Source organism: Rhodospirillaceae bacterium (genome assembly GCA_040219235.1).
GTDB lineage: Bacteria > Pseudomonadota > Alphaproteobacteria > Rhodospirillales > Rhodospirillaceae > WLXB01.
Window position 1 is genome coordinate 534,196 of record JAVJSV010000012.1, and the last position, 22,667, is coordinate 556,862.

Annotated in this window: 18 protein-coding genes and 1 tRNA gene; 12 read left to right on the top strand and 7 right to left on the bottom strand. The window is 53.3% G+C overall.

Features of this window, described 5'->3' with window-relative positions; all coding sequences use genetic code 11:
* Window positions 1–73: 73 nt before the first annotated feature.
* The 5 genes from RIC29_12735 to RIC29_12755 all read left to right on the top strand — a co-directional run bounded on the left by RIC29_12735 (window position 74) and on the right by RIC29_12755 (window position 5,968).
* The gene (locus RIC29_12735) at window positions 74–406 is read left to right on the top strand and encodes a hypothetical protein (GenBank protein ID MEQ8735785.1); all 333 of its coding nucleotides are present in this window, start codon (window positions 74–76) and stop codon (window positions 404–406) included.
* A 124-nt stretch (window positions 407–530) separates the two neighbouring features.
* Complete coding sequence (locus RIC29_12740) at window positions 531–2,048, top strand: ABC transporter substrate-binding protein (protein ID MEQ8735786.1); 1,518 nt, start codon at window positions 531–533, stop codon at window positions 2,046–2,048.
* 112 nt (window positions 2,049–2,160) lie between these two features.
* Window positions 2,161–4,068: an ABC-F family ATP-binding cassette domain-containing protein gene (locus RIC29_12745; protein MEQ8735787.1), complete on the top strand. Its 1,908-nt coding sequence runs from the start codon at window positions 2,161–2,163 to the stop codon at window positions 4,066–4,068.
* A gap of 51 nt (window positions 4,069–4,119) precedes the next feature.
* Window positions 4,120–5,424 (top strand): dicarboxylate/amino acid:cation symporter, encoded by a 1,305-nt coding sequence (locus RIC29_12750; protein MEQ8735788.1) that lies wholly within the window; start codon window positions 4,120–4,122, stop codon window positions 5,422–5,424.
* A 55-nt stretch (window positions 5,425–5,479) separates the two neighbouring features.
* Entirely contained in the window at window positions 5,480–5,968 is a 489-nt protein-coding gene (locus tag RIC29_12755) for a nuclear transport factor 2 family protein (protein ID MEQ8735789.1), read from the top strand.
* A 3-nt stretch (window positions 5,969–5,971) separates the two neighbouring features.
* Here RIC29_12755 and RIC29_12760 read toward each other — a convergent pair whose 3' ends face one another.
* From RIC29_12760 to RIC29_12780, 5 genes are all read right to left on the bottom strand, one after another.
* Window positions 5,972–6,655 carry a hypothetical protein gene (locus RIC29_12760; protein MEQ8735790.1) on the bottom strand — a complete coding sequence of 228 codons (684 nt, stop codon included), beginning with the start codon at window positions 6,653–6,655 and terminating at the stop codon, window positions 5,972–5,974.
* A 140-nt stretch (window positions 6,656–6,795) separates the two neighbouring features.
* A complete protein-coding gene (locus tag RIC29_12765; protein ID MEQ8735791.1) occupies window positions 6,796–7,494 on the bottom strand; it encodes an ABC transporter ATP-binding protein in 699 nt (232 codons plus the stop codon).
* 125 nt (window positions 7,495–7,619) lie between these two features.
* Complete coding sequence (locus RIC29_12770) at window positions 7,620–8,255, bottom strand: DUF1775 domain-containing protein (protein ID MEQ8735792.1); 636 nt, start codon at window positions 8,253–8,255, stop codon at window positions 7,620–7,622.
* An 88-nt stretch (window positions 8,256–8,343) separates the two neighbouring features.
* Window positions 8,344–9,216 (bottom strand): DUF2189 domain-containing protein, encoded by an 873-nt coding sequence (locus RIC29_12775; GenBank protein MEQ8735793.1) that lies wholly within the window; start codon window positions 9,214–9,216, stop codon window positions 8,344–8,346.
* Window positions 9,217–9,383: 167 nt separating this feature from the next.
* Window positions 9,384–9,457, bottom strand: a tRNA-Gln gene (locus tag RIC29_12780).
* A 263-nt stretch (window positions 9,458–9,720) separates the two neighbouring features.
* Here RIC29_12780 and RIC29_12785 point away from each other — a divergent pair.
* The 6 genes from RIC29_12785 (at window position 9,721) to RIC29_12810 (ending at window position 18,147) form a co-directional block, all read left to right on the top strand.
* Window positions 9,721–10,806, top strand: a complete 1,086-nt coding sequence (locus tag RIC29_12785) for a Ppx/GppA phosphatase family protein (GenBank protein ID MEQ8735794.1) — start codon at window positions 9,721–9,723, stop codon at window positions 10,804–10,806.
* A 15-nt stretch (window positions 10,807–10,821) separates the two neighbouring features.
* Window positions 10,822–11,511: an RlmE family RNA methyltransferase gene (locus RIC29_12790; GenBank protein ID MEQ8735795.1), complete on the top strand. Its 690-nt coding sequence runs from the start codon at window positions 10,822–10,824 to the stop codon at window positions 11,509–11,511.
* An 89-nt stretch (window positions 11,512–11,600) separates the two neighbouring features.
* Entirely contained in the window at window positions 11,601–13,067 is a 1,467-nt protein-coding gene (gene guaB, locus RIC29_12795; protein MEQ8735796.1) for an IMP dehydrogenase, read from the top strand.
* Between the two features lie 111 nt (window positions 13,068–13,178).
* The gene (locus tag RIC29_12800; GenBank protein MEQ8735797.1) at window positions 13,179–14,477 is read left to right on the top strand and encodes an RsmB/NOP family class I SAM-dependent RNA methyltransferase; all 1,299 of its coding nucleotides are present in this window, start codon (window positions 13,179–13,181) and stop codon (window positions 14,475–14,477) included.
* A gap of 12 nt (window positions 14,478–14,489) precedes the next feature.
* Entirely contained in the window at window positions 14,490–16,043 is a 1,554-nt protein-coding gene (guaA, locus tag RIC29_12805; GenBank protein MEQ8735798.1) for a glutamine-hydrolyzing GMP synthase, read from the top strand.
* Window positions 16,044–16,059: 16 nt separating this feature from the next.
* Window positions 16,060–18,147, top strand: a complete 2,088-nt coding sequence (locus RIC29_12810) for a tetratricopeptide repeat protein (GenBank protein ID MEQ8735799.1) — start codon at window positions 16,060–16,062, stop codon at window positions 18,145–18,147.
* 198 nt (window positions 18,148–18,345) lie between these two features.
* On the opposite strand, the gene RIC29_12815 is transcribed toward RIC29_12810, so the two are convergent.
* Window positions 18,346–18,753 carry a cupin domain-containing protein gene (locus tag RIC29_12815; GenBank protein ID MEQ8735800.1) on the bottom strand — a complete coding sequence of 136 codons (408 nt, stop codon included), beginning with the start codon at window positions 18,751–18,753 and terminating at the stop codon, window positions 18,346–18,348.
* A 167-nt stretch (window positions 18,754–18,920) separates the two neighbouring features.
* Here RIC29_12815 and RIC29_12820 point away from each other — a divergent pair, with 167 nt between their 5' ends.
* Window positions 18,921–19,769: a TylF/MycF/NovP-related O-methyltransferase gene (locus RIC29_12820; GenBank protein ID MEQ8735801.1), complete on the top strand. Its 849-nt coding sequence runs from the start codon at window positions 18,921–18,923 to the stop codon at window positions 19,767–19,769.
* A gap of 128 nt (window positions 19,770–19,897) precedes the next feature.
* On the opposite strand, the gene RIC29_12825 is transcribed toward RIC29_12820, so the two are convergent.
* On the bottom strand, window positions 19,898–22,474 hold the full coding sequence (locus RIC29_12825; GenBank protein MEQ8735802.1) for a TonB-dependent receptor: 2,577 nt from the start codon (window positions 22,472–22,474) through the stop codon (window positions 19,898–19,900).
* Window positions 22,475–22,667 lie beyond the last annotated feature (193 nt).

A 22,667-nucleotide genomic window follows, 5' to 3' on the forward strand; every position in this document is an offset into this window, starting at 1 on the left:
GGTCATAGCCATAAAGGCACGCTATTAACGCTCATCGTTTCAATGCTTATCGTTCGTTAGTGAAAGTTCAATCATGGCTGTTAAACGCAATCCGCTGAAACTCAACGCCCTTCAGCTTAAAACATTGACAATCCTGCAAGCCCTCACTGAGCCGGAAGAGGGTGCGGCGACGGTCGGGGATAGACCCATCCCCATGCTGCCGTCTCCACATGGCAACCACTTTCATGTCGGACCGCATTTGGTCATGGGCAGTGATGCCACCGGGCTGCATAACCCAGCCGTGTGGACGGCCCTTGCCAGAAAAGGATTGGTTGCCGGCACGCCTCCCGGCGCTGTTTTGACGTCTGAGGGAGTTATTTATGAAACGGGTCTGGCGCAAAAAATACTTCACAGCCACGATCACTGACGAAATACAGCTTCGTATCGATCACCATACAGTGAGCGGCGGGCAGGCCTCTGGTGTTGCCCGCCGTATTGCGTTGTAATCACGACATTCTCATAGACCAACCAGCAGGTTGAGGCTTTCAAAGGTGATTCAAATTAATAGACAACTTGTCGGCGTCGCGTTCGCGCTTCTCAGTCTTTCGGCATTTAATGTAAATGCACAGGACCGTGTTTTAAAAATAGCGGTTGAGAGTCGCGCGCCTGCTTATGGCAACCCCTACACACAGGCTCTGCCGAGCATTTTGCATACATTGTTTCCGGTGTATGACGCCCTTACGGATTTGGGCGAGGGTGGAAAAGTACTTCCTGCTCTTGCCGAGTCTTACGAGCGCATTGACGACTTCACCTGGCGGTTCAATTTACGGTCTGACGTTAAATTCGCTAATGGAGAGGCGTTCAACGCGGAGTCCTTAAAGCGCAACATTGATTATTTGTTAAGCCAGGAAGGCCAAACCACTTATGCTGCTTCTTTGATACCGACGGTGGAAAGTATCGAGGTGGAGAGTGAATACGCCGTTCTGATTATCACGCAAACCCGAGATGCTATTTTGCCCCGCCGCCTGAGCACCATCATTGCTGTTCCGGCCCAGGCATGGGAAGATTTGGGGGCATCAGGATTTAGCCAAACGCCCATCGGGTCTGGCCCGTACCAGATTGCAGACTGGGGCGAGTCTAACGGCATTATAAAATATGAAGCCTTTAAAGACAGTTGGCGAGGTGCGCCCCACATCTCGCGTGTAGACTCTTATGTTCAGAAAGAGGGTGTCGCAAGAAGTCAGGCGTTGTTATCCGATCAGGTCGATATGGCGATGAACGTCGCCATTGATGAATTGGAGTATCTGGAAAGTATTGGTCAAACCGTGAAGGTTATGATCACGCCCGTGGTCGGTTCTTTAGCATTTTCAAATCAAGATCCAGATTCGCCGTTTACAGACATTCGCGTGCGTAAGGCTTTTAACTACGCCATTGATCGTGATGGTATCGCGAAATTTATTTATGGCGGTCTCGTCGAGCCCACGGGACAAGGTACAACACCTGACGTTTACGGCCACAACCCTGATGTAAAACCTTATCCTTATGATCCAGACCGCGCCCGAGCCTTGTTGGCAGAGGCGGGGTATGGGGACGGCATGACGTTACGGGCACTGGTGACCCCTGGCCCACCGGTGTTGAGCATTATGTATCAGAAGGTCGCGGCTGACCTTGCCGTCATCGGCGTGCAACTGGATATTCAATTTGCGCAGGGACCCAGCTGGGTGCAGATGTGGTTCTCGGGAGATTGGAACGACGCAGACATTATTTCTTCGGCCTGGTCAAACTCGACATTCATGGATGCGGCGCGCGGGTTTGAGACTTACTCTTGTCTCAGGCCAAACCCGTTTTTCTGTGAACCCAGTTTAACGCCTAAAATCGAAGCCGTTGCCGCAGAATTTGATGAGGCCAAGCGTTTGCAAATGCTGTTGGATATTTCCCAGGAGATGCATGACCTTGCGCCTGTTCTGTATCTTTTTCCCACCACCCAGAACCTCGTCTATGGCGACGACCTTACGGGTCTGGAGTTCATCGGTATTCGCGCACAACTCCATAAGCTGAAGTTTCAATAGTGCAACCTCAGCGTTGTTTTGTTGGGCATCGCCTTTAAAGCTCGCAGATAAACTGTAAACGGCTATTTCACGAATAGCCTTCGTGAGTCCGGTATGCTATCCGGACGGCCTTATGCTGACCTTGCAAGATATTACCGTTCGTTTGGGTGGAAACGTGATCCTGGATCGCGCGACCGCTGCGATTCCGCCGAAAAGTCGTGTTGGCCTGGTTGGTCGCAACGGTGCGGGTAAGTCTACACTTCTCAAAGTGATGACAGGCCAAATTGAACCCGATGGTGGTTCTTTTAGTTATCCGAACAGCACGCGGGTTGGTTATTTGGCCCAGGATGCACCTGGCGGGTCCGTAACGCCCATAGAAACAGTATTGGCGGCCGATAAAGAGCGGTTGGACCTTCTGGCGGAAGCGGAAACTGCGGAAGACCCTCATCGCATTGCAGACATTCATGACCGCTTGACCTTGATTGATGCCCACGGGGCACCTGCCCGTGCGGCCCGTATTTTGGCGGGCCTCGGATTTGATGAAGCAACCCAGAATCAACCCATGGATTCTTTCTCCGGTGGTTGGCGCATGCGTGTCGCCTTGGGGGCGTTGTTATTCTCAGAGCCTGAGCTTTTGCTGCTTGACGAGCCATCGAACCACCTGGATTTGGAAGCTGAGCTCTGGCTTGAGTCTTTCCTAAAAAATTATCCGGCGACTTTGGTGGTTGTGAGCCACGAGCGTGATCTGTTGAATAACGTGGTCGATCATATCCTGCATGTTCAAGGCGGTGTGGCGACACTCTATCCGGGCAATTATGATGCGTTCGAACGTCAGCGCCGGGAGCGGCAGGCCCAAGTCGAGGCAATGCGCGTTAAGCAGGACAGTAAGCGCAAAGAACTGCAAGCCTATGTGGATCGATGGCGTTACAAGGCGCATACCGCCAAGCAGGCCCAAAGCCGCATGAAGGCGTTGGCTCGTATGGAGCCCATTGCCGCCGCTGCTGAAGATCCGTCATTGAGCTTTAACTTTCCAAGCCCTGGCGAGTTGCGGCCCCCTCTGATTGCGTTGGATGATGCCAAGGTCGGCTACGTGGCTGATACCCCCGTTCTTTCAAACCTCAATCTTCGGATTGATCCCGATGATCGTATTGCGTTTGTGGGGCGCAATGGCAATGGCAAGACGACTTTGGCCCGCCTCCTGTCTGGCGAGTTAAAACCGTTTGAAGGTGAAGTTGGGCTGAGTGCCAAACTGCGTGTTGGCTATTTTGCACAACATCAGATTGAAGACCTGATCTCTGATCAGACACCGGTCCAACATATGCTGCGTGTAATGCCTGAGGCTAAACCCGGGGCCGTCCGGGCTCAACTGGGGCGTTTTGGGTTCTCAGGCGAGATGGCCAATCGTGAGGTTGGTAAAATGTCGGGTGGAGAACGCGCGCGGCTTTCGCTGGCGTTGATTACCCGAGACGCGCCACACATTCTTCTCCTGGATGAGCCAACCAACCACCTGGATGTGGATGCCCGCGAAGCTTTGGTGCAAGCACTGAATGCCTATAGCGGTGCCGTTATTATCGTCAGTCATGACCGCCATCTCTTGGAGCTCACTGCGGATCGGCTGGTTTACGTAGCGGATGGCACGGCAATAGAGTTTTCTGGATCTCTGGATGATTATCAGGACTTGGTGATGGGGCGCAACGTTACTTCGTCTCAGACGCAAGACTCAAATGACAAACCCAACGCCACAAACCTGAAGCCGGCAAACAAAAAAGAGCAACGTCGCTTAGCGGCTCTCAAAAGAGATCAAACAAAAAACTTGCGCAAAGCTGTTGCGGATGCCGAGGCTGAAATGGCCCACCTCAACGTGCGGCGCACTGCTGTCGACGAAGCACTCTTTAAACCTGAAAATGCCACTGGTGAACTTAAGGGCAAACCCATGTCGGACCTGATGAAGATTCGCGCTGATATAGAGCGCGGTCTTGTCGCCGCTGAATCCAAATGGCTCAAAGCCAGTGAGACCCTCGAACAAGCAGATGTGTTGTAAAAAATGATCTAAGCAGTAGGCTATTACTAAGTCACCTAACTGGGAGAGATCATGACAGCAGCACAGATGACCTATTGGCTGACCGTCTTAGTCGTTTTTGTTGGCCTTTATTGGCTGGGGACACGTAAAAACATCACGCTTTGGATGCGTGTTCTTTTTGCGTTGGCGGTCGGTATCCTGATTGGCTTTATCTTCGGAGATGTTGTTGAGACAACCAAGTGGGTCGGCGATATGTTCGTCCGGCTCATCAGGATGTTGGTTGTTCCGATTATCTTTACTACGCTGGTTGCCGGGCTTTTATCCATGGGCGATCCAAAAAAACTCGGGTCGATCGGTGGCAAGGCGATGGCGCTTTACATGGCGACCACGGCGATGGCGATCTGTGTTGGTTTGTTTTTAGGGGTCATATTTCAGCCCGGTGTCGGCGTTGAATTGGTTGAACCATCCTCACAGGCTATGCCGATTGCGGATAGTGCCGTTGACCGCTTCCTAGGAATTATCCCCATTAACCCTGTAGCTGCGATGGCTGAGGGAGATGTCCTCGCGATCATCTTATTTTCCTTATTGTTCGGAACAGGGATTTTGTTGGCGGGAGATAAGGGCAAAGCCGTTGGTGACGTTATTTCCTCTGCCGCTGAAGCCATGCTTAAAGTGGCCCACATGGTTATGGAATTGGCTCCTTACGGCGTGTTCGCTCTTGTGGCCTGGGTGGCTGGCACAATGGGGACGGAAACCATACTTAAGCTTCTTACGCTGGTGGTGGTTGTGTATTCCGCCTGCATTATCCATGCGGTGCTTGTTTACGGTGGATTGATAAGGTTTGTTTTGCGCTTACCGTTGGTTCGGTTTTTCCGCGGCATCATCGACGCTCAGGCGGTTGCTTATTCTACGGCGTCCAGCTCAGCGACCTTGCCTGTCACATTAACCTGCGTCGAACAGAACTTGGGTGTGAGGCCGACCGTAGCGTCGTCAGTTATTCCCTTAGGCGCAACGATCAATATGGATGGCACAGCGCTTTATTTGGGCGTTGTTGCTGTCTTCTCTGCGCAAGCCTTTGGTATAGAACTTGCCATGGTGGACTATATTATGATCGCTGTGACGGTGACGTTAGCCTCCATCGGCACGGCAGGTGTGCCCTCTGCGTCTCTGTTTCTATTGTCCACAATTTTACCGGTGATTGGCATTTCTGTTGAACAGACAGCGCTGATTGTCGGGCTCATCTTACCGATAGATCGCATTCTTGATATGGCCCGCACCGCTGTTAACGTTACAGGAGATGCGGCAGTGGCGGTCGCTGTTGCCAAGTTTGAAGGCGAGTTGGACGAAGAGACGTATCGAAAAGTTGCTACCGTTTAAATTTCTATTCTAACTATAATGCTTCAAATTTTTTCCACAGAAGGTTCTCGCTAGAATGTCTCTTATACGCTTAGTTCTCGTCTTAGTTTTTGTGATGTCTGTCGTATCGTCAGGGTATGCACAGCCACATTCGCCCGAAGAAATTGAGCAAGCCAAGAATGAAATTTGGGCACTTGAACAGTCAATTTATGCAAGCCGGGGCGAGGGAAATTTCCAACCTTATATTGATGGCGCGTCTGATAACTATTTTGCTCCACGCCCAACGGGCGGCTGGACTCCCGGCAAGGATGGCCTTCGCAGAACAGGTGAGCTTTTAAAGGGCAATAGCCAAGAAAAGCTCGATATGAACTTTAAGGCGTTTACGCTGCATGGGGATACGGCAGTGATTTACTATTTGAATAATCGCACCATGAGACCCGAAGGTGAGATTGTCGATGAATGGTACGAAGTTATACATGTGTGGGTGCGTGATAATGGCAACTGGCAAATCTTAGCCAGCATGCCCAGATTAGCGGCTGGCTATGAGCCGCCGAATGAAGATTAACAATTATTTCAGAGTTTGTTGCGCGATACGCGCTATAATTTCCTGATTTATGTCGATCAATGGTTCAACGCAATGACCAATAAAGGCGAGCGCACCCGGGTCAAAACCTTCTCCGCGGTCGCGTTCGAAAACGCGTTCGCCCGTAACGGATTCCCAAAATGCTCCGACAACTTCTACGAAAAAGGTGAGTCCGATGTCTGTGTTTTTGTCAGTTTTATCTGAAAGCGCTCTGAAGAAATCACTTTCGTAAGCCGTGATGGCAGAGAGAATCAGACCAATTTCATCAATCAAAATATCGCCGGCCATGAGTGGATTTTTTTGTGTATGAGGATCAAGGTTCTCTGTAATGGGGTGACCAGTGGTTTCAAGGCGTTTGTAAATTTTCCAACGGTCCCAGAAATCCAAATCTTCGAGTTCACTTTTTAGGCGCCGTGCAATTTCAGACGTTCGCGTAACCGTCCGGCACTTAGGTGATAAATCTGCTGCGCCACCTCCTTGCTCGCCGCTATAGCGTAGATACAGGGCACCTGCACTGATCAGCGTAGATTGGAGTGAATTGGCGACGGATGACAGGCCGTGGGTAAGTGCGATTTGGGCAATAACCTCAGCGCTGTAAATCTGGTTGAGTTTGTCGACAAACGTGGCGCGCGGCGCTTCTTGTTGTGTCGCTAGGTCTTGAGTATCCAAAGCAAGCAGCCAACGTTGTGAATGTTATAATTTGAATTAAGGTCACCAAATTATCTCAATCACAAAAAGGTAGCGTTACGGAATAATGACGGTTTGATGAAGCTTGCTAAAACTGACGACACAGCAGCTTCTTAGCGCTTCTATTGCATGTGGCGGACGTAAATATTTTCAATGTCTGTATGGCTGACTATGGAAGGGTCGATTTCCTCCAGTAGATGTCCGGCCCTCATGATGCCGATACGGTTGCCGACTTCTTTGGCGCGGAAGATGTCATGAGTTGCCATAAGAATGGCGGTTCCTTTGCGTTTCATATCTTTGAGTATTTGAGCAAATTCGTTGCTTGCTTTTGGGTCTAATCCGGAAAACGGTTCATCTAAGAGCAAGGCTTTTGCCTGCTTTGCAACTGCAACCGCAATACCAGTTTTCTGCCGCATGCCTTTTGAGTAAGTCGCGATCCGTCGGTCAGCGGCTTCAGCTTGAAGGCCAGCGGATTGCAAGATGTCTCTTAGTTCGCTTTCTGTGTAGCTGTGGCCGCCGAGCTTAGAGAAATACTTTAAGTTCTCCAGCCCGGTTAGTTCTGGGTAGAGCATCACAAGCTCTGGGATATACCCGAGGTCCTTTTTCGTTTCCATCGGATGCTCCGAAACGGTGTGGCCGTTGACCATAGCAGCTCCAGATGTTGGCTCAAAAAATCCTAAAAATAGCCTGATGGTTGTGGATTTTCCGGCACCATTTGCGCCCAACAGGATGTAAATCTCGCCTGGCGCAATGTTGAGGTTAAGATTTGTCAGAGCCTCGAGGTTGCCAAAAGACTTAGAGAGATTGTGTGCATTTAGCATTGTTTACTGACCACCTCAGTCTTAAGCGCGTAGCAAAACAAAATTTAAATCGATGTGAAAGTTCGCGACAAACGGGGCGGCTGTGGGCCGCCCCGAGCTGCATATTTTAGAGGCATGTTACCGTGTTATTTGGCCATCGCTTCTTGTTGCATGCTTTCACCGCGGGCTTGGGCAGGTGTCCATTCCCAGGGGTACTGTTTTTTCTCTGGTGCGCGGATGACCAAGAACGGGGCAGGTGTTGCAGTGGCCGTCATGAAAGCCCAGGATTTTTCGGCGAACTCTGGATCGTTAACATCCAGCGCTGTTTCTGGCATGTCGACGTAAGGGTCAGTTCCTTCTTCACACACAGTAATGTTCTGAACGTGGAAAACCTTGCCGGGTTCATCGGGCAGGGTCATGCGGAATTGGAACGGGTACCAACCATCGGCAGGGACCGTTTTTACGGGGTCTTTCCATATAATCTCCCCGACCACTTCATTGATGGGGCGTCCATGGGCCATAATTGGTGTCTCAAGGGTGCGCATTTTGTATTCGATGGTCCAGGATGGATCGAAGGCTGCTTTCGCATCGGTAACACCATCTGGGACCCGGATACGTAACCCAACGACCGGGCTGCCCTTGCAGCCATGGTTCACATTCAGAACCATCGGTGTTGAATATCCGGCATAACCTTCTTTTAGGTCTAAAGCGTTGTGGGCCGAGGCTGGGCTTACGAAACCCAAAGCGAGGGCCGCTGTCGTCAACAGTGCTTTCTTAAACATTTGAAATCTCCCCGTTGTATGAAACTGGTGGGCTCCAACTCATCGGAGCTATTGAAGCTCACGCGAGCCGACTCGCGATAGATTATTATTAACAGTTTTGGGGCTGTGGCGCCATACGCCGGGTATTGTGCAGTGCGGGGGCAACACCGCGGCGGTAGAGATGCCAGCTGGCATGGCCCAGTATTGGTAAAATAACCAAAAGGCCGACCAATCCTGACAAAAATGAAATTCCAATAAGGACGGCAATGGTTAAGCACCAAACGGCCATCACTATGGAGTTAAGAATCACAAAGCGCACACTCGTCAGCATGGCCGTAATGAAGTCAATGTCGCGGTCGAACAGCATTGGGAGAGAGACGACGGAATAGGAAAAGACACAAAAGGCAATCACTGCGCCTACAGTATTGCCGGTCAGTAAAAACAGCCACCCAGCCGGAGTGGTGAAAATCAGATTCCACAGTTCGGAAAAGCTGAACAGTTGAAAACCCATAAAGCCGAAAGACAATAGCGCCGCGATATCCATCCAAATAAATAGTGAGAAGCTGGTCACCAATGCCATCCAGCCCAGATCACGGTCAAACATTGATTTGAGCGTACCAAAAACGACCGACCAAGAAAGCGTCTGATCGCCGCTCGACTCCAGTCGTTGACTCACAACATAAAACCCGCTGGCGATAAAGGGAGCGATCAGCGCAAACCCGGCTGCAAGGGGATAGATCAGATAAGGCAGGTCAAAGTAAAGCAGCAGAAGGATGAGAAGCCAGCCGCCGAGCGCATAAATACTACTGAAGAACAGACCGTAAAGAGGTGCTGTCCGGAAATCTTTAAGACCTTTGCCAAGAACCTCAAGAAGGTCATTGAACGATATTTTGTTCACAGTAGGCTGCTCTGTCCCTGGTTGGTTCATAGAGTTAAAGTCTTCCAACGGCCCCTGTGTATTTACAGATTTATCTTCACTCACCTTAAAGAAAGCCCTGCGCCAGTTTAGGTCCACCCCAGCTTAGAAACCCCCTAGAAAGTTTCCTTGATCATTGTCAACTAAACTGTGCTTAAGAATAGATTTGCGCCAATCAAAATACGTCAGCGGAAAGCGGCGCGCGCGTTTTCGGGCATTTGTTGAAAACTGGTTGGCTGGGGGACGTGGATTCGAACCACGACCGACGGAGTCAGAGTCCGCAGTTCTACCGTTAAACTATCCCCCAGCAGAGGCCACTCTATTGTATCATTTTAAGTGACAGCGGCGCATCCTACTTAATCGCCTCCCATTTTCAAGACTGAAGCTGCATCGCGACGATATCTCTGGTCAGTGCGGCCTTAATAGGGCTTGGCCTGCCAGATCTTTTGGGGAGTGTCTTCGTGTCAGCTGTTCTCTGGCCTTGCCGGGTGCTGTTTGGCGGCGTTACGATAAGATATAACATTCATTCTGCATTGCGATGACGCGGCGCAGCCAAGCTGAGAGGGTTTCGTGGCCATAAGCCAAAATAGCGTGCGTAACCGGTCTCGTCCGATGGGAACCGGTGGCCGGAAGCAGCCAGGGGAAGGTGTTCGCAGTGGTCAGCAATACGCTGAAGCCGTTCTTGCGGCGGTCGATCTTGGGACCAATAATTGCCGTATGCTGGTGGCGCACCCGCAGGACGACAACTTTGCTGTTGTGGACTCGTTTTCACGCATAACCCGATTGGGTGAGGGGTTAAGCGCGTCTCGGCGGCTCTCCGAGGCTGCCATGGACCGCACAGTCGAGGCGCTTAAATGTTGCGCTGAAAAGATGGATCGTTGCGGGGTCACCGTTTCCCGACATGTGGCAACGGAAGCCTGCCGCCGAGCAGAGAACTGTGATGATTTTATTCATCGTGTTCGCGACGAAACGGGCATTTCTCTTGAGATTATTACGGCGGATGAAGAAGCTGGGCTCGCCCTTAAAGGGTGCGCGTCTCTGATTGACCCAAATATTCCGTATGCGGTCATCTTTGATATCGGCGGCGGTAGTACGGAAGTTTTGTTTGTGCGTGTTGAAGGCGCACTCAAGATGGAGGTTCTGGGGTGCATCTCTATGCCCTTGGGCGTGGTCACGGTGGCCGAAGATTGTGGTGGTGGCGACTTATGTGAGCGGACCTATGAGGAAGTGGCAACTCGTGTGCAGAGACTGCTCGACCCGTTTGAGAGTGGTCATGATATTACAGCTAGAATTGCCGCCGGGCAGGCACAAATGATTGGGACGTCTGGCACTGTGACCACGCTGGGGGGGATTCATCTTGGACTTCCACGTTACGACAGAACCGCTGTGGACGGCATAACCTTAGATTTTGAAACGCTATCCACCCACAGCCGCGCGCTGTGTCAAATGAGCCTGCAACAACGCGCTGCTGAGCCCTGCATTGGCTGGCAAAGGGCGGATCTCGTATTGGGCGGATGCGCTATTCTAGAAGCGATCTGCCGTTTGTGGCCGGTTGGGAAGCTGCGTGTGGCAGACCGTGGCCTGCGAGAAGGCATGTTGATAGATATGATGACTCACGTGCACATGCCGCAAAATGCCACAGTTGCAACGGTTTGATAAAGCAGTTCTGAGATGTCCAAAAAGCACAGTGAAGTGGGTAAATCCGGCAGCGGGCGTGGCCTGAGTGTTCGGGTTAAGACGGCGCGCGGTCGCAAGTCCTCCTCAACGCGTTGGCTCAAGCGCCAGCTCAATGATCCCTACGTGCGGCAGGCCCAGGCAGACGGCTATCGCTCTCGGGCTGCGTACAAGCTGATCGAGTTGGATGATCGCTTTGAGGTCTTAAAGAAAGGTGCGCGTGTGATCGATCTCGGTGCAGCCCCAGGGGGGTGGACCCAGGTCGCCCTCAACCGGGTTGGCCAGCAAGGCCAGGTGGTGGCGCTTGATATCCGCGAATGGGAAGAAGTTGCAGGTGCCACCTGCATGACCTTCGATTTTATGGAAAACGATGCGCCAGAAAAACTCAGAGAAGCCCTCGGTGGGCCCGTTGATGTGGTGTTGTCCGATATGGCCGCGCCAGCAACCGGCCATTCAAAAACCGATCACCTTCGGATTGTAGCCTTGGTTGAGGCTGCCTGGGCCTTTGCCGAAGAGGTGCTTGCCCCAGGGGGCGCCTTCGTTAGCAAGGTGTTCCAAGGCGGCACAGAAGATGAGCTGCTCAAGCAGATGAAGCTGCGCTGCAGCAAGGTGACCCATGCCAAGCCCCCCTCAAGCCGGAAGGAATCCGCAGAAATGTATGTGGTCGCGACGGGTTTTAAAGAATAGTGATTTCCCGTGCGTCCGTGCCTTGAGGGGTGCGCCGAAGTATGCGATAACCCGCCAACTTTTTCTGATGGCGCGTGAATTGGGATCCTATGACTTTTGCCGAAGCATACACGTTCGATGACGTGCTTCTGGTCCCCGGCGCCTCCACCGTGCTTCCAAACCAGGCGAATACCACGACGCGCCTGACCAAGACCATCACCCTTGGCATTCCATTGGTGTCTGCGGCGATGGATACGGTCACCGAGCATCGTTTGGCGATTGCCATGGCTCAGGCCGGCGGCATTGGGGTTATCCATAAAAACTTGACCGTCGAAGAGCAGGCGGCTGAAGTTCGCAAAGTGAAGAAATTTGAATCGGGTATGGTTGTCAATCCGTTGACCATCTATCCGGATCAAACGCTTAGCGAGGCCTTGGGCCTTATGACCGAGCATAAGTTCTCTGGTATTCCCGTGGTCGAACGTGAGAGCGGCAAACTGGTTGGCATTATCACCAACAGGGACGTTCGTTTTGCTTCAAACCCGGACGAGCCCGTCAGCGCTTTGATGACCAAAGACGATTTGATCACGGTCACCGAGTCTGTTGAGCGGGAAGAGGCGAAACGCCTGCTTCATAGACACCGTATTGAGAAGCTCCTGGTGGTCGATGATGCTTATCGCTGCATTGGGCTGGTGACCGTTAAGGACATGGAAAAGGCCCAGGCCCACCCTGATGCCTCTAAGGATGATCAAGGCCGCTTGCGTGTCGCTGCGGCGACTGGCGTTGGACAAGATGGTTTGGTGCGTGCCGAGGCGTTGTTGGATGCGGGCGTTGACGTCGTTGTGGTTGATACGGCGCATGGTCATTCCGCTGGCGTACTTAAGGCTGTGCAAGCCATTAAAAAGCTTAGCAATTATGCCCAAGTGATTGCCGGTAACATCGCCACGCCAGAAGGCGCAAAAGCCCTGATTGACGCGGGTGCCGATGCGGTCAAAGTGGGGATTGGCCCTGGCTCCATCTGCACCACGCGGATTGTCGCAGGTGTTGGTGTGCCGCAACTCACAGCCGTGATGGAAGTCGCTGAAGAAGCCCGCAAAGCGGGAATTCCGGTGATCGCAGATGGCGGGATTAAGCAGTCGGGTGATATCGCCAAGGCGATCGCTGGCGGTGCAGATTGCCTGATGATCGGTTCGCTGTTGGCGGGCACTGAAGAAAGTCCGGGCGATGTTATTCTGTTCCAGGGCCGCACCTATAAAGGCTATCGCGGCATGGGCTCTATTGGCGCTATGGCGCGGGGGTCTGCGGATCGTTATTTCCAGCAAGACGTGGCCGACAATATGAAGCTGGTGCCAGAAGGTGTTGAGGGACGCGTGCCGTATAAAGGCCCGGTACAGCCAGTGGTGCATCAGTTGGTGGGTGGGCTCAAGGCGGCCATGGGCTATACGGGCAACGCAACCATTGCGGATATGCAAACCAACTGTGTGTTCCGGCGAATTACCGCGTCCGGTTTCCGTGAAAGCCATGTGCATGATGTGGCGATCACGCAAGAGCCGCCGAATTACCGGATCGATTTTGACTAGGCAGGCGAACCTGCGTTTTAGACTAGGCAGGCGAACCTGCGTTTTAGACAAGGCAGGTTAGCCTGCTCTTTACACGCGGCAGGTGAACCTGCCCATTAGGATGATTATCTGATGACTCCCGGTGCGCGCCTTCAAGCAGCCATTGATGTGCTATCCGAGATGGATGCAGACCCCGCCTCAGGGGATGGCATTGTCAGTTCCTACTTCCGCAATCGCCGGTACATTGGCTCAAAAGACCGTCGAGATATTTCCACGCGTTTATGGCGCACTGTGCGTCACCGCAGCCGGCTCGGGTGGTATTTGAATGCGGATAAACCTGAGCCGCGCGCCTTGGTTCTTGCAGACAGCCTTCTAAATGATGATCATGATCTGGTGGCCCTGGACGCGCTTTGCAGCGGCGAAACCTATACGCCACAGGGTCTGACGGATCAGGAGCGTGCCGCTCTGAAAGGCATCTCAAGCCGTCCAAAGGAAGATATTCCTGCGCCGATTGCGACCGAATGCCCAGATTGGCTATGGCCTTATTTTACGGATTTGTTCGGCGATCAGGCAGAGGTTGAGTTGGCCGCGTTGACCGAAGAAGCCCCGGTCGACCTTCGCGTGAACACCCTAAAAGGCGACCGTGAAGCTGCCAAGGCCGCGTTGGAAAGCGAAGGTCTGAGCGTTGAGCCGACAGAATGGTCGCCCATCGGATTACGCCTGTCCGGACGCACAACCTTGGGCAACAGCAAGGCGTTCAACGAGGGTCTTGTAGAGGTTCAGGACGAAGGCTCGCAGCTGGCCGCGCTGCTTGTTGATGCCAAGCTGGATCACGATGTTCTCGATCTTTGCGCTGGCGGCGGCGGTAAAACCCTCGCCCTCGCTGCTGTGATGGGCGGACAAGGCCGTATTATTGCCACCGACAATGAAGCCCGGCGTCTCAACAAAGCTAAGCCCCGCCTCAAAAGAGCCGGGGTGTTTTCCGTCACCACCCGCGTGTTGGACCCAGAGAACACCAACTGGCTTCATAAAAAACGAAAAAGCTTCGACCGCGTTTTGGTCGATGCACCCTGCTCTGGCACAGGGGCCTGGAGACGTCAGCCAGACGCCCGCTGGGGACTGTTGCCGAAAGACTTAGATCGCCATATCAAAACCCAGGATTCGGTGCTCACTCAGGGCGGACGGATGACCAAACCCGGCGGACGTTTAATTTACGTCACCTGCTCGCTTCTGCGGCAGGAAAACGAGGATCGCGTCGAGCACTTTCTGGAACGGCATGATCATTTTAAGGCGCTGTCTGTTGGTGATGTCTGGAAAGCTGTTCTCGGCACGCGCTATCCTGGGCGCGGCAAGTATTTGCGCCTGTCGCCGCGCCGACATCAGACCGACGGCTTCTTTATCGCGGTGCTTCAGCGCAAGGTTGAGGGTTAATATAGTTTTGTTATGACAGATCGCATTCTCATCATCGATTTTGGTTCTCAAGTTACGCAGCTTATTGCGCGTAGGGTGCGGGAAAGTGGTGTGTACTCTGAGATTCATCCGTTTAATAAAGTGACGGAAGAGACGATCCGCGCCTATGATCCCAAAGGCGTCATTCTCTCGGGTGGGCCAGCGTCTGTGATCGGGGAAGACACACCGCGCACGCCTCAAGGCTTGTTTGAAATGGGGCTCCCGATCCTGGGTATCTGCTATGGTCAGCAAACGATGGTGGCCCAACTCGGTGGTCGAGTAGAAGACGCTGAACACCGTGAGTTCGGCCGTGCCTTTGTCGACGTCAGTCATACATGTGCGTTGTTTGATGGCGTTTGGAAACCTGGTGATCGTGAACAAGTGTGGATGAGCCATGGGGATCGTGTCAACGCGCTGCCCGAGGGATTTGAGGTGGTCGGCACGTCGGAAGGTGCGCCCTATGCAGCCATTGCAGATGAAACCCGCAAGTTTTACGGCGTTCAGTTTCACCCGGAGGTGGTTCATACCCCGCATGGTGCGGCACTGATCGAGAATTTTACGCATAAAGTCTGCGGCGCTGCCGGAGACTGGACCATGGCCGCGTTCAAAGATCAGGCGATTGCCGCCGTGCGCGAGCAAGTTGGCACAGGCCGGGTGATTTGCGGGCTGTCCGGCGGCGTGGATTCCTCGGTTGTGGCGGCGCTGCTGCACGAGGCCATCGGCGATCAATTGACCTGCGTTTTGGTCGATCATGGCCTGATGCGCGCCGGTGAAACCGAGCAGGTGATTGAGGTGTTCCGCGACCGCTTCAACATCAATCTGGTGCTGAATAATGCGGAGGATCTGTTCCTCGGCAAGCTGGCTGGAAAAACCGACCCGGAAGAAAAACGCAAAATTATCGGCGCAACATTTATCGATGTGTTTGAAGCTGAAGCGAAAAAAATCGGCGGTGCCGACTTCCTGGCGCAGGGCACGCTGTACCCGGATGTGATTGAAAGCGTATCTTTTGCTGGCGGGCCAAGCGTGACCATCAAATCTCATCACAATGTCGGCGGCTTGCCAGCGCGGATGAACATGGCGCTGGTCGAGCCTCTGCGCGAGTTATTTAAAGATGAAGTGCGCGATCTGGGGCGTGAGCTTGGTTTGCCGGATACCATGGTCGGGCGGCATCCGTTTCCTGGGCCGGGCCTGGCTATTCGAATCCCTGGCCAGGAAATCACCAAGGACAAGCTGGATACGTTGCGCAAAGCAGACGCGATTTATCTGGAAGAGATCAGAAACGCTGGGCTGTACGATGCCATCTGGCAGGCTTTTGCGGTGTTGCTGCCCGTACGCACTGTGGGCGTGATGGGCGATAGCCGGTCGTATGATTATGCGTTGGCGTTGCGGGCTGTGACCTCAACAGACGGCATGACAGCGGACTTCTTCCACTTTGATATGGCGTTTCTGGGCCGGGTGGCGAACCGCATTATCAATGAGGTCAAAGGCGTCAATCGCGTGACTTATGACGTGACATCAAAACCCCCCGGCACGATTGAGTGGGAATAGACCGGAGCCTGGCTTTGTGGAGACCAAGTTTAATGAGGCCCGGTTTAAAGAGGCACGGGCGCTTCATCTTCGCGGGCAATTGGCGCAAGCGAAGGCGATCTATCAAGAGATTCTCAAGGTAAACCCTGACCACGCTGACTCTTTGCATCTGCTCGGTGTGATTGCATCTCATGTGGGCAAGCACAAACTGGCCATCGACCTCATTGGTAAGGCCGCAAGCCTCGATCCTGAGAATGTTAATTACCTGTTGGATTGGGGCAATGCGTTGCACGTTTACGGTCGGCTAGACCTCGCCGTGAAAAGCCATGAGCGGGCAATTACGCTTCAACCAGACTACGCTGAAGCTTATTCTAATCTTGGTGCCGTGCTGTATGAGCAGGGAGATTTAAAGGCGGCACTTGCTCGCTTGGAGCAAGCGATAGCCCTGAATCCCAAGCATGACGGCGCGCATTTCAATCGCGGTAACGTTTTAACCGGCCTCACCAGATTCTTAGAGGCGGTAGAAAGCTATGATCGCGCGATAGCCCTGAACCCAAAGTATGCCGAAGCCTATGCCAATCGGGGAGTTGCTCTGTACGATCTCAAAAAATTGGACGCTGCGCGCCGCTCCTATGACACAGCGCTTCAGCTCCAACCCAATTACCCCGACGTCTATATCAATCGCGGAAATGTGCACCGGGACTTAAAAACCTTTGAGGCCGCGGCCGCTGACTACGCGCAGGCATTGGACTTAGACCCGGGTGCCGAATTTCTGTTCGGGTTGCTGTTGCATACCAAGTATCAGCTTTGTCAGTGGCAGGACTATGAAGCGGAAATCGCTTCTCTTGCCGCACAGATCAAAAGCGGTGCGCCAGCCTCACACCCTTTTCCGGTGCTGGCTCTGACGGATTCTCCGCACTTGCAGCGCTTAGCTACTGAGAAACTTATACAGGTGAAGTACCCGCTGAGAGCTGACCTCGGGCCGCTGTTTAAGACGCCGGTGCGTGACAAAATACGCCTGGGCTATTTTTCAGCTGACTTCCGCGAGCATCCGGTTTCGTACCTGACGGCAGAGCTGTTTGAGAGTCACGATAAATCTAAATTTGAGCTGATTGCGTTCTCGTTTGGCCCGCGTGAGGGTGATGATATGCGCCGCCGCGTGTCAGCGGCGTTCAATCACTTTATCGATGTCACTGACAGGAGCGATTTAGAGGTCGCACAGCTTGCGCGTGAGCAGGGCATAGATATTGCCATCGATTTGAGCGGTCATACACAACACGGACGGCCCGGCATTTTTTCCTACCGGGCGGCGCCCGTGCAACTCAGTTATCTGGGCTATCTCGGCACCATGGGTGCTGACTATTTCGATTATCTGATCGCGGATAAAACCCTCATTCCCAGCGGGTCCGAGGCCGATTACACCGAAAAAATCGTGACCCTTCCGAGCTACCAGGTGAATGACTCGCAGCGTCCCATCAGCGACAAAGTGTTCACGCGCGAAGAACTGGGGCTGCCCTCAGAGGGGTTTGTGTTCTGCTGTTTCAATCTCAGTTACAAAATCACGCCCCAGGTTTTTGAAGGCTGGATGCGGATCCTTAAGGCTGTTGACAGCAGTGTGCTGTGGCTGCTTAAGCATAATGCAACGGCGACAAAAAATCTCCTCGCGCAGGCGGAGCAGTGTGGTGTCAATTCGGCGCGTATCAAGTTTGGCAAGACGTTGCCCCGGGCTGAGTACCTGGCTCGTTTTCGTGCTGCCGATTTATTTTTAGATACCTTGCCCTACAACGCCGGAACAATCGCCAGTGATGCCTTGTGGGCAGGCTTGCCTGTTTTGACGCAAATGGGCGAGTCCTTCGCCAGCAGGGTGGCAGGCAGTGTTCTGAATGCCATTGATCTGCCCGAGCTTGTGACCCACACACAAGCGGACTACGAAGCGAAGGCAATTGAACTGGCCTCACATGCGACAGCGCTCACGGATATCAAACGCAAGCTGCAGGACAACAGACTGACAACACCGTTGTTCAACTGCATGCAGTTCACACAGCATATCGAGGCGGCCTACACAGCAATGCATGAGCGGGTTCAGGCTGGTCTGCCGCCTGCTGACATTGAAATTCTAAGCTAGGCTCGGAACGAGATTCTGGGTCAGGCTCGGAACGAGCCCATGCACGATAATGGCTTTCTTTTAAAATCAATGGGTTAGGCGATTTGGAACGAGTATGGATGAGCACTCGCCTGCAACCCTTTGACTCTCCATAAAAACATAAGGGCGCATAGCAACGTATGTATTTGCGGCGTGTTGTTTTTTAAAGCGCGGGTCTTGCTAACGCGGTTTGTGTTCCGTGCCTATGCCCGCAGTGATGAACAGCGCCGTGGCTTCGCCGGACACATCGGCGGTGTGCCAGACGCCGGGTGGGTTGATGGCATACTCGTTGGGGCCGAGCGTGATGGGAGTGGTCGACCCATCAGCTGTTTCTTGGATGAGGGTGATGGTTCCGCTGAGGCACAGCACCACCTCGTCGCCGTGAGGGTGCATCTCCCACCCGGTCCAGGATTCTGTAAAGGTGAACAGATTGACCAACCGCCCTTCTGCGCCATCGGCGGCGTTGCGTTCGCCATAGGCATTGTACCAGTCCATGCCTCCGGTGAAGGCGGGCTGAATTTTAGCCGTCGCGCCGAGGCCCAAGTGAATGGGGTGGGTGTTGAGGTTGGACGGCTTGGTGATGCTCATGTTGTTGATGTTCCTATGTTGGCCGGATCAAAGTTGACCTTAATGCACAAAGAAAGAATACAGGTTTCCTGTTTGTGATCACTATGTTGTTCGGGTCTTAGTATTGGTGCATTGATCGTCCGCGATGATAGAGTGATCGAAATAGAAACTGACAAGAGAAACGCCTTATGGAGCTAAGCATCAAGGAGTTGCGAGAAATTCTTCGCGATACCTATCAGATTGAAATGGTGCCAGCTGCAGAACTGGAAAGGCTATTGCTCAACCAAAAACAAGGCGAAGAAACGCCAACCCCTAAGGCACCGGCTCCGAACAAGCTGTTTCCTGTAGAATTCACCCCACGTGATATTGAAATATTTGAATACGTTACGGCCAACAAGCTGACCATGGTGCCAAGAGACGGCCTCATTAACACTATTCTATCTGCGCACTACGTCGTGAAGAACGATATAGACGGTGATTTTGTTGAATGTGGCGTGTGGCGTGGCGGCAATGCATTGGCGGCAAAGTTAGTGTTTGATGAATTGCAGTCCAACAAAAAAGCGTGGTTGTATGACACATTTTTAGGCATGACTGAACCCGAAGATCTTGATTTCCAACTTCAGTCGGGTAAGTCCGCGCATTCTGAATTTCTCAAACGGCAAAAAGAAGATCACAACGCTTGGTGCTATGCATCCGTTGAGGATGTGCAGCAAAACCTAACTGCTGCAGGTGTTGCGCTTGAAGGTGTCAGAATCGTTAAAGGCGATATTATTGAAACTTTAAAACACGCAGAAAATATTCCAGACAGCATCAGCGCTCTGCGATTGGATACTGATTGGTATGCTTCCACAAAAGTGGAAATGCAGGTTTTATATCCACGCCTAACGCTAAACGGCGTTTTAATTGTTGATGACTATGGCTATTGGAATGGCTCACGAAAAGCGATTGATGAATTCTTCGCTAACTCCGACTATGAGCGCCCTTTTCTTCAGGTTGTGTATGTGACTGGGACGAGGTGTGGAATCAAAACCTCGTAAGATATCACCTCGTGGCAAGGACCCGATCAAAGTTGACCTTAATGCATCTCACAAAAAAAGGGCGACCCGTGAGGGCCGCCCTTGCCTTAAGCCCGGGGAGAGCGTGGGCTTTTGGTTGCTAGATTTGTTTAGAATCTTAAAGTCGCGCCGACGTAGCCGGTCATGCCGTAGACCTCACGGCGGGTGATCCAGTCTTCCCGGTTCTGGTATTCGCCCAGCGCGGCATCGTTGATGTTCTGCACTTCCAGGAAGACGCCGTAGTTGTCGGTGACCTGATAGCTGGCCTTGAAGTCCCAGCGGCCATAATTGAGGTCGTAGAAATCCTGGTCTGCGGTGCCGCCGATACCAACGAGAATGTCATCGGCCCAATCGTAGGACACAGACGCTTCAAAGGCGTCCCACTGATAGAACAGGAACAGGCTGTAGACGGTGTCGGCTTGTCCGGCGAAGGGCACTTTGTCGGCCCGGCCTGCGACATCCAGTTCAGAGTCGACCAGGGTGAGCGAGGCCCCGCCGCCAAGACCGTTGAACGGTCCGGGCAGGAACGACCACACATCCTGATAGTTAAACTCAATGCCCTTGATCTTGCCATCGTTGGCGTTGATCGGGGTGTTGATGGTCAGCTGGGCGTAATCCCGGCCCTGGAAGCTGGTGATGGTCAGCACTTCATTCTGGTTGATGATGAAGCCGGAAACATCTTTGTAGAACGCCGCAGCTGAAATGATACCGGTGTCGCCCAAGTAGTATTCGACCGAGAGATCGAAGTTCATGGATTCAAAGGCTTCTAAATCCGGGTTGCCTTGACTGACCGAGCCGGTGAAGGTGCCGTCGCCATTGTCTTCCCGGTCGGTTTCGCGACGCGGGGAGATGTCGCTATATTGTGGCCGGCCGATGGTGTTGGTCCAGGCGGCGCGCACCGCGATGGGGCTGGCCTCGGGGCGGTATTGCAAATGCAGGTTCGGCAGATAGTCGATGTAATCGCCGTCGCGCTCGATCCCCACAACCGTGGTGCCGTTGAGCAGATCAAAGCCCGAGGCTTTGACATCGGTGTGCTCGATACGCAGGCCACCGATGACTTTGAAATCGCCGATGTCCACATTGGCCATCAGGTAACCGGCCAGCACGTCTTCCTCGACCGTAAAGTCAGCGAGGGTGGAATCCACCAGGGTGTCACCGGCATTCAGCACGAAGATATCCGGGTTGTTCAGGTTGGCCGCTGTGAAAGACTGCAACCCGTCGAGGTCGAGCTTGGCACCCGCCCAGTAGTACTGACCCTGAATAGAGCCTTCCACGGTTTCGCCGGTGGTGATGCCGGGCGTGCCGACGGTGAAGTTGACTGGACCGGCGTCATAAGCGGTGCCGTTGAGGTCTTGCGTGCGGTCTGACGAGCGATAGAGGAAGCCGGTTTTTAAGAAACCCGTGTAGTCGCCGGAAACAAAATCGTATTGCATGTCGCCTTTGAACTGGAGCCCTTCGTCATCCGTGTTGTTGTCTTGGAAAGACACGCCCTGAGATGGGATCTGATCCAGTTGAGACAGGACTTCCGCCTGGTTGGGACGGACTTCAAACAGTTCCGGCCCCATGTCGAACGTGCCGGTGAAGATACGGCCCGAGCGGAAGGCCCAGCTGGTGTTAGGCTCGGTGGTGTTGTTGTCGGTCAGGCTGGCGGCATATTCGAAGGTGAAATCGTCAACCTTGTTTTCGCCACCGATGGTGTAGTTGGAGATGCGCTTGTCTTTTTCTTCAAAGCGCAGTTCGTTGCGCAGGCGCTGCCCGTCGTAGGTGCCGGCGTTGCTGCTGGTGATCGTCAGGTTGGCTTCGCGCTCGCCGAAGTAATTGCGGTTGCGGAAGCGCGTTTCCAGCTCATCAAATTTGGAATACACGGCGCGGGCATAATACAGGCTGTGGTCATCCGGTTTGATTTCAAGTGCACCGGTGAAGCCAAGGCGTTCGCGCTCCAGGTCGTAGCGGTTGAACTTATGGCTTTCGGGCAGGCCACGGGGAATGCCGTCCACGTCGCGCCAGTCATCCACATACAAACCCTTGGTGTTGTAATCGCGCCAGGAATAACTGAGACCGGCCATCACGCCGATGCTTTGGTTAGATCCGAAGGTGCCACCGACGGTCAGGTCGGCCGCCCAGGGGTTGGTGCTGCTTTGCTCTTCCGCGCCGATTTGGGCTGACCCGAGGACAAAAAGCTCGCGGTCATAATCAAAAGGGCTGGCGGTCAGCACATTGACGAAACCACCGATGGCATTGGCTTCCAGGTCGGGCGTCACGGCCTTGATCACTTCAATGCCGCCGATGAGTTCGCTGCCGATGATATCCAGAGGTACCGAGCGGGAGTTTTCTTCAACAGACCCAACCGAGAGGCCGTTGATGGTGACAGAGTTCAGATTGGGTGACGCGCCGCGAATGGACACAAAGCGGCCTTCGCCCTGGTCGATGGAAATGGAAATGCCAGGCAAACGGTCAATGGCTTCCGAAGCGTTTTTGTCGGGCAGCTTGCCCAGGTCATCGGCGGAGACGGCATCGAGAATGGAATCAGACATACGCTTCCGCTCAATGGCGCGCTGTTGTGACAGCGCTGCGCCGCGCACGACGATTTCTTCGATGTTTAAGGTCGGCGTGTTTGAGGTTTGGGCCTGTGCCGGTGTGGCGAGCGTTGCAGCACCGAAGGTGAGGGCGGCAACAGACGCGGACATCAGAAGCCGGTCCGAAAAACGCGGGCGTGTGGATTCAGGGCGTGTGGACCGAAGGCGCGCGGATAAGGTATTTCGCATTAAAATCTCCAAGACTTTCGTGCCGTGCGGGCTTACATGCCGCAGGGCGATCTATCCGGCCCTCCCCCGTGGAGGACCATCTCTCCGCGCGGAGAAATGCGTGATAACCTTATCG